Source organism: Chryseobacterium sp. KLBC 52 (assembly GCF_003347605.1).
Taxonomy (GTDB): domain Bacteria; phylum Bacteroidota; class Bacteroidia; order Flavobacteriales; family Weeksellaceae; genus Chryseobacterium.
Window position 1 is genome coordinate 68025 of the sequence record NZ_QDFZ01000012.1, and the last position, 12783, is coordinate 80807.

At 38.3% G+C, this 12783-nt stretch carries 10 protein-coding genes; 2 read left to right on the forward strand and 8 right to left on the reverse strand.

Translation table 11 applies throughout. The features are described from left to right. Positions 1 to 11: 11 nt before the first annotated feature. The 8 genes from DDF69_RS13855 to DDF69_RS13890 all read right to left on the reverse strand — a co-directional run bounded on the left by DDF69_RS13855 (position 12) and on the right by DDF69_RS13890 (position 9214). Positions 12 to 1190, reverse strand: a complete 1179-nt coding sequence (locus DDF69_RS13855; RefSeq protein WP_114821308.1) for a hypothetical protein — start codon at positions 1188 to 1190, stop codon at positions 12 to 14. Positions 1191 to 1397: 207 nt separating this feature from the next. Continuing rightward, complete coding sequence (locus DDF69_RS13860) at positions 1398 to 2219, reverse strand: type 1 glutamine amidotransferase (RefSeq protein ID WP_228412000.1); 822 nt, start codon at positions 2217 to 2219, stop codon at positions 1398 to 1400. A 32-nt stretch (positions 2220 to 2251) separates the two neighbouring features. Next, positions 2252 to 3373 (reverse strand): carboxylate-amine ligase, encoded by a 1122-nt coding sequence (locus tag DDF69_RS13865; RefSeq protein WP_114821309.1) that lies wholly within the window; start codon positions 3371 to 3373, stop codon positions 2252 to 2254. 31 nt (positions 3374 to 3404) lie between these two features. Next, complete coding sequence (locus tag DDF69_RS13870) at positions 3405 to 4358, reverse strand: RimK family alpha-L-glutamate ligase (protein ID WP_079241894.1); 954 nt, start codon at positions 4356 to 4358, stop codon at positions 3405 to 3407. A 53-nt stretch (positions 4359 to 4411) separates the two neighbouring features. Further along, the gene (locus tag DDF69_RS13875; protein ID WP_114821310.1) at positions 4412 to 5125 is read right to left on the reverse strand and encodes an alpha/beta hydrolase-fold protein; all 714 of its coding nucleotides are present in this window, start codon (positions 5123 to 5125) and stop codon (positions 4412 to 4414) included. A gap of 112 nt (positions 5126 to 5237) precedes the next feature. Next, positions 5238 to 6452 carry an acetyl-CoA carboxylase biotin carboxylase subunit family protein gene (locus DDF69_RS13880; RefSeq protein ID WP_114821311.1) on the reverse strand — a complete coding sequence of 405 codons (1215 nt, stop codon included), beginning with the start codon at positions 6450 to 6452 and terminating at the stop codon, positions 5238 to 5240. Positions 6453 to 6593: 141 nt separating this feature from the next. Then, positions 6594 to 8009: a leucyl aminopeptidase family protein gene (locus DDF69_RS13885; protein ID WP_114821312.1), complete on the reverse strand. Its 1416-nt coding sequence runs from the start codon at positions 8007 to 8009 to the stop codon at positions 6594 to 6596. 83 nt (positions 8010 to 8092) lie between these two features. Then, positions 8093 to 9214, reverse strand: a complete 1122-nt coding sequence (locus DDF69_RS13890) for an alpha/beta hydrolase (protein WP_114821313.1) — start codon at positions 9212 to 9214, stop codon at positions 8093 to 8095. A gap of 199 nt (positions 9215 to 9413) precedes the next feature. On the opposite strand from DDF69_RS13890, the gene glgB reads away from it, so the two are divergent. Together glgB and DDF69_RS13900 are read left to right on the forward strand one after the other, a co-directional pair. Beyond that, positions 9414 to 11360 carry a 1,4-alpha-glucan branching protein GlgB gene (gene glgB, locus DDF69_RS13895; protein ID WP_185144352.1) on the forward strand — a complete coding sequence of 649 codons (1947 nt, stop codon included), beginning with the start codon at positions 9414 to 9416 and terminating at the stop codon, positions 11358 to 11360. A gap of 3 nt (positions 11361 to 11363) precedes the next feature. Further along, on the forward strand, positions 11364 to 12770 hold the full coding sequence (locus DDF69_RS13900) for a glycogen synthase (RefSeq protein WP_114821315.1): 1407 nt from the start codon (positions 11364 to 11366) through the stop codon (positions 12768 to 12770). Positions 12771 to 12783: the final 13 nt, after the last annotated feature.

The following is a 12783-nucleotide window of genomic DNA, read 5'->3' on the forward strand; positions in this document are numbered from 1 at the left end:
TTATAAGGTTTTTATCCGAAAAAAGCATTGGAACTACCGATCCAGATGGCATCTTTTTTATTGAAATCTACATTTACCATGGCGGCTTTTGTCATTCTTCCAAGATTTTCCAATAGGATAGGACGTTCGTCATTTTCCCGCCAAATATACAACAAACGGATCTCTGCTTTTGAAAAATCTCCGTTGATATCTTCAAAAATGGGTTCATAGTACACTTTTCTCTGCAAAATATAATTTTCCTTATCCTGAATAGCCTCTGTAATTTCCTTTGTAGGGTTTAAATTAACACCGCTTCCCGCGAATGAAAATAAAGGCTTTAATACAAAATCATCCAGGTTTTCATGTTCCGGGAATTCGTGCAGGAAATAACTCGTTGGAACAAACTGATGCTTCAGTAAAGGCAAAAGGAACTTTGATATTTTAAAGAACCAATTCGGGTGAGTGATCCATTTGACATCCACTTCCTCGCGGAAATCAAATTCTGTAGTAAGATCAGGAATATTATCCAGTTCATCAAATATAATACGGTTGTAGATTCTTTTGATTTCAGTTAGCTTACCATTATTTTCATAGTATAGCTTTCGTCCTTCTTTCTTTACTTTCGTCAGACATACGGTCTTGATGCCTATTAATTTTTCTGTCAGAGCAAAATCAATAGCCGTTTTCTGTCTTTCCGGAAAAATTTCGAGCAAGATGACATTTTCAGGATTTTCATCTCCTACAATCAGTTCTTTTAAATAGTTTTTAAAAGTTTCATGCGGCATAGGATTTCTGATCTCTGCAAGAAAAGGATAAACTTCACAATAGGTTTCCTCATATACTTTCTGAAAAGCATACAAAGAAGGAAATGCCTGAAGTTCTATCAGCTGAGGTTCTATTACTCCGTCTTTACTTTTACAGACTCCAAAATCTATGGTAAAAAAATGGGGTTGATGGGTATCATTGGGAACTCTACAGTTTTCAGGAATGGCTTTTTGAAGAAGTTCTGCCGGCATTGCCTTAATCTGGCTGATGATACTCTCGCTGGCGTCTATAAGCTTATTCTCAAATTCTTTAGTCAAAAAAATAGGACTTTCTGAAACTCTGAACGTAGGTTCTGTTCCTCCTTTTTCTGCCAGGATACTTTTGAGCTGACTGTATTTTTCCTCCGAAAACTCCTGATTGTACTGTTTTCTGTATTTTGGAATCATATTTTTTTCTTTTGTGGTGTTAAAAAAATCGGACGTTTATGCCCGATTGTTATAGGTAGCTAGAAGCTGTGAGCTGGGAGAGGGAAGTTCTTATAAACATTAAAATATTTACACGATCAGTTCATGAATAAAAGGATATCTAGTAGTCCCAACTCATAATAACTTCCGGCATCCTTCTTCCAGCTTCCAATCTTTTAAGCCAAAGATTCAGCTTTTTTCAAAATGTTTTTTTTTTGCAAACTGAAGGAATCGCGGAAGAATCTGATGTCTGGTCAGAATGATTTTATCTTCATCGTCTATTCTGTCCATGGTTTCAAGATATTTTTCCATTCCGAAGCTTTCAATCATGGCTTCCTTGTTTTTTTCATCCTTCAGGTTTTCGATCAGAGATTCAGGATTGGCTTCAGGGTGAAACTGTGTCCCGAATATTTCCTCCGAAAAACGAACGGCCATTACCGCTCTTTCAAGATTGATATGAGGTCGGAATTTTTCAATTGCCATAATCGTCATTCCCAGTTCTTCAAAACGCTCATGATCCGGTTCAATAAACTGGTAGGCTCTGGAATCTACCGCATAAAAAGGATCCTGAAGATTTTTGAACAAGAATTCTTCTTTACCTTCCTCTGTTTTATGAACAGGCATTACTCCAAAAGAATAAGACTTTCTTTTGCAGATATTTCCCAGATTCCAGTGAATACTTGCCAGCTGGAATGAATGACAGATCAGGAAAAGGTACTTTTTATCTTCATGGTCTTTGTTATGCTCAAAAACAGAGTCCAAAAAATTTGCAAACCGGTCTTCCCAGGCAAAACCTTCACGATGTGGGTTTCCCGGACCGCCTGAAGAAATGAAAATATCAAAATCTCCGATCTCCGGCATTTCATCTTTAAACCTCACGTCAAATGTCCTGATCACCACATTTTCTTCAGAGTTCTGCTGAAATGAGTCAGAAATTTCTTTAATGTTTCTGAAACCTTGATTTACATGATTGTTGTTCATGTCCAGCAGAGCAATTCGAATATCTTTCATTACATCATATTTTTTGCAAAGTTACCAAAATATTATGAAGCAGGTTCACCATGGGTGATGCCATATTCCGTTTCAGAGATCATATAATCAACCACTTTCGTCAGATCGCCTGTTTCCTTAAAGATCTGAAGCTGCCGGTCTGCGCCGGTTCCGTTTTCAAGAATTTTCCAGGCATATTCCACTTCGTGGCGGCATCCCAGATCGTCTACCACATCATCAATAAACTCTAAAAGTTCTTTCAATAAATGAGGATAAGGAACGGATTCCTCTTTCCCAAAATCGATGAGATGGGCTTCTATACCGCTTTTGGAGGCACGCCATTTATTTTCGTTCAACAGGAGTCTTCTGTAGCTTCTGAAACTCAGGTTTTGCTGGTGAAGTTTATAGATTTTGGCAACGAGACTCTGCATGATGGCAGCAAGACATACGGTTTCATCAATTCTTAACGGCATGTCACAGATTCTGAATTCGATTGTTGGATAAAACGGATGTACCCTTAAATCCCACCAGATTTTCTTGGCATTGTCGATGGTTCCTGTTTTTACCAGAAGATCTACATAGCTGTCGAATTCCGCCAGAGAGTTAAAGTAACTCGGAATACCGGTTCTTGGGAATTTTACGAAAATTTCCTGTCTGTACGATTTAAAACCTGTATATCTTCCGATCCAGAAAGGTGAATTGGTAGAAAGGGCATACACGTGAGGCAGGAAATACCTCATTACATTCTGAATTCTTACACCTTCTTCACGGTTGGGAATTCCAATATGAACATGCAGTCCGAAAATAAGATTTTCACGGGCTACATCTCCCATATCATCAACGATTTTAATATATCTTTCTCCCTGAGTGATATTGTTGTCAGACCAATGAGAGAATGGGTGAGTGCCACCTCCGGAAACACGAAGTCCCTGTTCATGGGCGATATTGATGAGGTGACGCCTTAAATTCGTTAATTCTGTTCTGGCTTCCTGGATATTCTGGCAGATTCCCGTTTCCATTTCAATCATGGATTCGTGCATTTCGTGCTTTAAGTTCTCACTTAAAACCGCTTTGCCGCCTTCAATGATTTTTGAAACGTGAGAAACCAGATCTCTGCTTTCAACATCAATGATCTGATATTCTTCTTCAATTCCAATAGTAAACTGATGATGCATTTATTTTGTGTTTTTTAATTCTTTTTCAATGTTATTTTATGGAATCTTTCACAAATGTTCCCCAGGCAATGTTAGGTTTCCCCGGAACATATTCTTTAGCTTTTTCAATAGCCAGTTTGGCAGCGTGCTCTATGATCCATGCAAAATTTTCTTCTCCTACAGAATTGCGGTCTGCGTCAGGAGCAGGATTACAGAAGTCGATAGCATAAGGAATACCGTCTCTTACTGCAAATTCCACGGTGTTGAAATCATATCCCAACGCTTGATTCATTTTAATGGTATAATCATGAATGGTTTTCAATAGCTTTTCAAGTTCTTCACCTTGTGTCTGATGGGTGGTGGCATATCTCAGATGAGGTGCATTTCTCGGCTCATAAGGCATAATGTGGACATATTTTTGGCCCAGACAATACACTCTGTAATAATCATCAAAGATAATTTCCTCCTGTACCATCATCACGAGCTGTTCCGTTTCACCCAGTTTGTTCCAGAGATCATCCGGATTTTCTACTCTGTACACGTTTTTCCAGCCGCCACCGTCGTGAGGTTTCATGTATGCCGGAAACCCTACATAATTGAAGATATATTCCCAGTCATGAGGGAATTTCAGGTTTCTGAATGAAGTTTCTGAAGTATTATCCGGCCTTTCGTGCGATGGAAGCAAAACTGTTTTAGGAAGTGGAATTCCCAGTTTAGACATCAGTGCATTGTTGAAAAACTTCTCATCAGCACTCCACCAGAACGGATTATTGATTACATAAGTACCGTTAAGGGCTGCATTTTTTAAATAAGCTCTGTAAAAGGGAACGTCCTGTGAAATTCTGTCGATAATCACCGCATAACCATAATCTGCACCCTGTTCCAATTTATCAATCGTAACGGGTTCAGCGATGATATCTCCACCTCCCATTTCATTTACTTTGTCTATAAATGCCCAGGGAAATGTGTCTTCCATACCGAAAAGAATTCCTACTTTTTTTGTCATAATTTTTGTTTTTAAGGTGGGTGTATATTTTTTCTATTTGTCTTTTTATTGCTTTAAGAGAAAAAGGCTCCTATAAAAGTTGGGAAGACCATTCTCCACAACGGCCAGTCGTGGCCAATCCATTTTCTTTCATCATACCAGAAATCTATGCCTTTTATCCTTAGTATTTCGGACATTTCAACATTTTTATCCTTGCAGATATCCTGATCGGAAGTACTAAGGACAATGTGCATATGTTTGTATTTCCAGGCTTCATCATTTCTTACAAATTCTCTTGGACAGTTAAAGTATACCAGATCATCAGAATAGCCATCCATAAAATTCCTTATGCTGAAAGCTCCCGAAAGACAAAACAGGTGAGAAACCACATCCGGAAATCTGAAAGCGAAATTAGCAGCATGATATCCTCCGAAACTAGCACCTGCCACAGCAACACGATGGGTCTTGTGAAGTTTTTGAATATAAGGAACAAATTCCTTGATCAGAAACTGTACATACCGTTCGTAGTTTCTTATTCTTTGCTGAGGAGATATGTTGTCATCGTAAAAACTCCAGCTGTCGATGGTCTGTACATTGTAAAGTTTTACTTTTCCCTGTTCTATAAACCAGTTGATACTTCCGTTGAGATGAAAATCATGATTCTGGGTATATTGTCCCTGGGAAGTTGGAAACATGATGATAGGGTGGCCGTAATGTCCGGTCACTTCTACTTTGAGGCTTGTTCCCAAAATATTTGAATAATACTCTGTATGTTCTATATGAGGCATTTTTCCTTATTTGGTTTTATCTTTTCTAAATTACATTTTAGTAGGGAATCTTGGTACAGATTGTATATTATGAATTCAATAACATTTTGAATATCAATGTCTCGGTTCATTGTTAAGAACTTAATTTATTGCTTTTCGGTGGCAGAATGTTCAGCATATCCGCATGAATCATTTCAGCAGCAGAATCCAGTCTGTCCTGTACAACGGAGGCGTCTCCGGATCTATATACAATTCCGACATGATAATCTATGGGAAGAAATTTGACAACTTCTTCGCATTCAAAATTGGTGTAGTTGGGTTCTTTATCTTTAATCAGTGCCACAATTAAGCCTGAATAATAGCCTGTAGGAGGAGAAACACTGTAATCGTGTCCTCTCAGAAGAGCATCTTCAATTTTCGCCCATTCTCTCCAGATATTGATCCCGCTTGAGGCTTCAACCAGGTCTGGAATATGAGCCCCGCCAACTCTTGATGAAGTTTCAAGGAAATACCATTTTCCATCTTCTTTTCCACGGATAAATTCTGTGTGGGTGGCTCCGTTGATCAGTCCGAAATTGGATAATACTTTAGCATTTATTTCCTCCAGTGCTTTAAATTCTTCAGAATATCCTCCTAAAGTTTTGGACCGGAATACTCCGCCTTCATGAGATACCTGCATAGGAGGAGCAAGGTATTTTGAAGCAGAAGTGAATACTATTTTTTTGTTGAAAGTAAGGCTGTCTACATGGTAAACGTCTCCTGATTTAAAGCTTTCCAGTAAAAAAAGATGACGTTCCTCTCCCAGAGTTTCCAGTGCTTCAAGAAGCTGTTCTTTGGAAGTTATTTTTTTGATTCCTGATGCGGATGCTTCGGAACGTGGTTTTAGTACCCATGGAGCAGAAACGCGGTCTGTAAATTCATCCACTTCATGATCATTGAAAACAGCGGTGAATTCAGGGACGCTGATCCCGGAATCTTTTGCTTTTTGGCGCATCGCCAGTTTATCTCTGAAATAGCGGTGGGTAGTCTGTCCCATTCCGGGAATACGGAAGGTCTCTCTGATTAATGCTGCTTTTTCAACATCATAATCATCCAAAGCCACTACGGCATCTACTTTTCTGGTTTTCATCAGGTGGGAAAATCCCTGAATCAAATGTTCCAGATTCCATACGGAAGGCTTTACCTCAGGCATATAGAATGCCTCATCAATAGCATGCCAGGGCCAGTTTTTTTCTTTGAGGTTTTCGGAGGTTACAAGGATGATTTTATTGCCGATCTTCTTCATTTCGTCCATAAAATCGTAGCCTTTGTAATAGCACGAAATACACACAATAGTTTTCTTCTCCATATAATGTTTTTTAATATTTAGTGGATTTTCAAAAATAAAAGCATTTATTTATTATTTTATTAATAGTAAAAAATGAAATATCATGAGTTTTTGAAAATCCACTAATCAATTATACAGAGTTTTTTTGTAAAAAACTAATTTTTAGTGATAATTTTCAATTAAATTCACCAGGAGTTGAACCCCAAAACCGGTAGCTGCTTTTTCTTTAGCATAGCCTACACTTCCAAAGGCTACTCCGGCAATGTCCAGATGAGCCCATTTAGGGTGATTTTCAATGAATTGTTCCAGAAATTTAGCCGCAATAATACAGTCTCCTACAGGTTTCAGAGAGATGTTTTTCATATCGGCTACATCAGACTGAATATCGTCTTTCCAGACATCCCATAAAGGCAGATTCCATACCCTCTGATTGGTCTGATCTCCCGTTTTGATCAGATTATTTTTCAGTTCCTCATTATTGGAGAACATGGCGGCACAAGTGTCACCGAACATTCTTACTGAGCTTCCCGTTAACGTCGCCAGATCAATCAGGAAATCTGTTTTATAGTTCCTGGAAAGATAAGATAAACCGTCTGCAAGAATCAGTCTGCCTTCCGCATCCGTGTCAAGAACTTCAATGGTTTTTCCGTTGTAAGCAGTGATCACATCACTTGGAAGGAGAGCCTTTTCTGAAACAGCATTATCAGTAATAGGAAGAACAGCAACAATGTTTACCGGAAGCTGCATTTCAGCGGCATAGATCAACGTTCCCAAAACAGCGGTCGCTCCACCCATATCAGATTTCATATAATGCAGGTTTGCAGAGCTTTTTATTGATATTCCTCCGGTGTCAAATAAAATACATTTTCCTACCAGTCCGAAAGTTTTGGCGTTTTTAACGGTAGTTTTATATTCTAAAATAGTGAAAGCAGCATCGTAAGCACTTCCTTGGTTTACAGAAAGATAAGCGCCTAATCCAAGTTCTTCACATTTCTTCCTGTTAAAAGCAGTGTACTTTAAGTCATATTTTTTAGCCAGATTTTTAAGGTAGGCACTTAAGATATCCGGTTTTTTCAGATTGGCTGGTTTGTTAAGCCAGTCCTGGCAGGCAGTCTGTCCGTTGACCAGTGCTTCAGCTTTCTGATTGATATGGTCTAGTTTTTTCTGGCTTAAATTTTCAAAATGCAACTCAAATTTTGCATTCCAGAACACATGTTTTTTATCAAAAGGATAGTTATACGTTCCAATCAAAAGTCCTTTTACAAATTCTTCGAACTGTTTTTCGTTCATGAAATCGGCAAGAGCCAACGTAGGCACTGCCTGCAGCTTTTCTTTCTGTGTCTGTGAAAACTTAGCTGCTACCTGCTGAATTTCGAAATTTTGTAAAGTAGATTTCCCTAATCCAATGAAATAAGTAATTCCTTCTTCATGAGCATTGACAAAAACTTCATGTTTCTTTCCTGTAAAAAAAGTGGAAATGTTTTTATTGAAATTTTTACTGGTTTTTGTCCATTCTTCCTCGGTAAACAGGTGGAGAACCTGAGTGTAATTTTTGTTTTTTTTATTGATTAGTTTCATAAATAGAGGTTATATTTTCTAAATTCATAAACATTGCTGTCTTCATTGGGTTCTGTCTGAAATTTTCTACAGCCATTTTAGATTTAGTTTTTTATGCTTTGTTGTTGTGGTTTTACTTCAACCGGATTTTCTGTATTATCATAGAAGAGCCATTCTATAGCCCTTGGAAACTCCTGTGACCAGTAAAATTCATTGTGAGTGCCTTCAGGATTGATATTGGTTTTAAATTCAAAATCAAAAAGTTTTTTCTCTTCCCATCGCTTCAGATATTCTTCAAAAATATGAATTCTTTTGACCATTTTAGAGCCTTCCTGACCTCCGCCGTAGAGATAAATTTTGGTTTTAAACGGAACTCTGAAATTCATCATCGGAAAGTTATTATTCGGTTCTACCCAAAGAGAAGGCGAGAAGATCAATAATTTGGAATACACTTCAGGATAAAGAAATCCACTGTATATGCTAATAAGTGCGCCCAATGAACTGCCCCCGATTCCGGTATTGTCGCGGTCTTTTTGGGTTCTGTAATTTTCGTCCACAAAAGGTTTTAAAGTGTCTGCAATGAAGCGGATGTATTTTTTTCCTTCAGAACCGTTCGCTACATGATCATTATCAAAAATATATTCTTTGATTCTTTCCTCGCTGCCATGTTCTATCGCAATGATGATAAGATCACCACGTCCGTACTCTGCAAGGATAGACAGTTTTTTATCAATCTCCCAGTTTCCGAAGCCGCTTCCTTCATTGAATAAGTTTTGTGCATCCTGAAGATATAAAACAGGATACCGTTTATCTGTGTTATGATAGTCGTACGGAAGCAGTGCCCAAACCTTACGGTAACGGTCAAGCTGCGGAATGTAAAAATTTTCGGAAATAACTTCTGCTATAGGATAATATTCTTCTTTGAACGGTCCCCAGTTCAATCTCCATTTTTCTACAGAATCTGAAGTTTTACCGGCATTCTTTTTGATTTTCCGGTTGGGCGTGATATTTCCATACTGATCCAGTTCTACATTCTCCCATCCGCCTTTTGTAAATTTATATTCAATATCCTCAGGAAGTACCTGATCTTCGATTTCTATACAATAATTGGAAGCATCAAGTTGTTGAAGCTGGAAATTATAATCTTTAGGGTTCCATATATTGAAATTTCCGGTAATAAATACCGGTCTGTCGTCTTTTTCTTCTGTATAAAGTTCAAACCTCATCGTTGTGTTTAATAAAATATTGATGTTAAATGTATAAAAAAAGATTGTTTTGAAATCATAAAAATGTGCGGTAAAAAATGATATATTTGATAGATAGACAAAACACGGAATGATGTTGACAATTATTTGATGAATAATTCATCGCTATTGTCAGTATTTTTCGTAGTTTCAGGGAAAATATAAATATAAACTGATCTTGATGAATTCTGTTAAGACCTACACGCTTTTCACCGATCATGATGTGTACCTTTTCAAAGAAGGCAGACATTATAAGCTGTATGGTAAATTTGGAGCACATTCTGCAGAAAAAGAGGGCGTAAAGGGCGTATATTTTTCCGTTTGGGCACCCAATGCAAAGAAAGTTTCCGTGATCGGAAATTTTAACAACTGGAATCACAAAGATCATATTTTGTTTCCGAGATGGGATGAATCAGGAATTTGGGAAGGGTTTATTGAAGGATTAACCTGGGGAACACTATACAAATATGCTATTGAAACCCAAGGGGGCGAAATTCTGGAAAAAAGTGATCCTTATGCGGTAAGCTGGGAACAGAATATTCAGGCCGCTTCTCTGGTTTCCACCACCTGGTACGAATGGAATGATCAGAAGTGGATGGATAGCCGCTGGGAAAAAAACAGGCTGGAAGCTCCGCTATCGGTATATGAACTGCATTTGGGTTCCTGGGTAAGAGAAGAAGATCAGCCCCAACGTTTTTTAAACTACAGAGATATTGCTAAAAAACTGGTCCCTTATATCAAAGAAATGGGGTTTACCCATGTGGAATTCATGCCCGTGATGGAATATCCTTACGAACCGAGCTGGGGATATCAGATTACCGGTTTTTATGCAGCAACTTCACGTTTTGGTTCACCACAGGATCTGATGTTTCTTATTGATGAACTTCATAACAATGACATAGGCGTTATTCTGGATTGGGTTCCATCGCATTTTCCCGGAGATGCTAACGGACTACACCGTTTTGATGGATCCTATCTGTATGAACATGAAGATCCTAGAAAAGGCTTTCATCCCGATTGGAAATCGCATATTTTCAATTATGGACGAAATGAAGTGAAATCCTTTCTGATCTCAAATGCCATGTTCTGGCTGGATCGTTATCATGCAGACGGATTGCGTGTGGATGCGGTCACCTCAATGCTTCATCTTGATTATTCAAGAAACGAAGGCGAGTGGGAACCTAATATCTACGGTGATAATGTAAATCTGGAAGCGAAAGCCTTTCTGCAGGAATTCAATACGGCTGTTTATAAAGAATTTGGGAATACTATCATGACCATAGCAGAAGAAAGTTCAGATTTTCCTATGCTTACAAAGCCTGTACATGACGGTGGTGTTGGATTTGGAATGAAGTGGATGATGGGATGGATGCATGATACGCTGGATTACTTCAAAGAAGATTTTGTTAACCGCAAATTCCATCATCATAAACTGACCTTTGCTTCCATGTATATGTATAATGAAAATTATATGATGCCTTTGTCACATGATGAAGTGGTACACGGAAAAGCAAGCCTTATTTATAAAATGAAAGGCGACGAATGGCAGAAATTTGCCAATCTCCGTACCTTATATGTATATATGTATACCCATCCAGGAGCCAAGCTGCTTTTTATGGGTGATGAATTCGGGCAGACCAGTGAATGGAATTTTACCCGAAGCCTCGACTGGCATTTGCTGAAATATCCTGTTCACAAAGGAATGCAGGAGATGGTAAAAGAACTGAATCACCTGTATAGATCGGAAACCGCTTTTTACGAAAATCAGTTTGACAAACATGGTTTTGAATGGGTAGAAGCGGATGATCTGGAAAACTCAGTGTATATATACCTCAGAAAAGGAAAAAGAAAAGATGATGTCCTGATGGTAGTTTTAAACCTCGCACCAAAAGTATTGGATTATAAAATCGGAATTCCTGCAGGAACCCATTGGGAAGTTGTTTTAAATTCTGATGATGAAAAATACAGTGGAAGTGGAGTAGAACCCGAAATTCTGGAAGAGAAGTATGAAGAATGGAGAAATTATCCAAAAACAATGACCGTGAAATTGCCGCCATTGGCTGGAATTGTTTTACGTCAGAAGAAAGATAAAAAATATAAATTACATAGAATTAAACACAAGAGATAAAGAATGGTTGTTTATCATTTAAGTACAGAATGTTATCCTGTCGCAAAAGTAGGGGGCCTGGCAGATGTGGTGGGAGCATTACCAAAGTATCAGAATAAAATAAAAGGAATAGAAGCTAAGGTCGTGATGCCATGGTACAATAAACCTTTTATTCACGATCACGAATTTGAAATTGTTTTTGATGGATTTATTCATCAGGGAACGAATATGCTGCAGGTTCAGGTGTTGAAAGAAAAGAGCAATGTGTTGGGATTTGAACTGTATATGGTAAGAATTCCGGGATTATTGGACAGGGAAAACCCTTATGGATACCAGGATGAAAACTTCCAGTTTCTGGCATTCCAGCATGGCGTTTTGCATTGGCTTTCTGCGATGAAAATCCGCCCTGATGTACTTCATTGCCATGATTACCATACGGGTCTTGTTCCTTTTATGGTAGAAAACTGCCATGAATTTGAATTCTTAAAAGGAGTAAAAACAATAGGAACGATTCATAATGGCGAATATCAGGGCATGATGAGCTGGACAATGGCACAATATATGCCTTCTTTTGACCATTACAAATGGGGACTGATGGATTGGAACGGATTCATGAATCCTCTGGCGAGTATGATTAAATGTGCCGATGCTTTCACTACTGTTTCGGAAGGATATCTTGAAGAACTTTTCATCAGCTTCCGCGGACTGGAAAGTCTGGTTCGTCAGGAATTCGGAAAAGCATACGGAATTATCAATGGTATTGATACTGAAGTCTGGAATCCTGAAACTGATCCGATGCTGGATTTTAATTTTAACAGCAAAAATGCAGTAGTTCAAAAGAAGAAAAATAAAGAAAAGCTTTGCAAAGAATATGGATTAAAACCTGAGCTTCCTTTATTTGCTTTTATCGGAAGATTTGCTACGGAAAAAGGTGCAGACCTGCTGCCTGATGTGGTGTGGCGAAGCATTAAGCAGAGCTATGGTGCTTTAAATATTATGATTCTCGGATCAGGAAATACCTATATTGAAAATAAACTGAAAGAGTACGACTATACCTACACCAATTTCGCATTGGATCTTGGATATAAAGAACATCTTTCCCATAAGATCTATGCTTCAGCAGATTTTCTTTTGATGCCTTCAAGGGTAGAGCCCTGCGGATTGAATCAGATGTATTCCATGAGATACGGAACCGTTCCTGTGGTAAGATATACGGGAGGTCTCAGAGATACCGTAGAAGATATTTCAACAGGGGGAGCAGGACTTAATTTTACGTATCCCGGTGTAGATGATGTTGTACATGCGATGAACAGGGCGATGGCGATTTATAATCAAAAAGGCGTCATGGATGATCTTATTCATGCCAACATGAATTTTGACTTTGCATGGGAGAAATCTGCAGAAAAATACATAGCTTTATATAATAGCTGATTTGAATGTAATA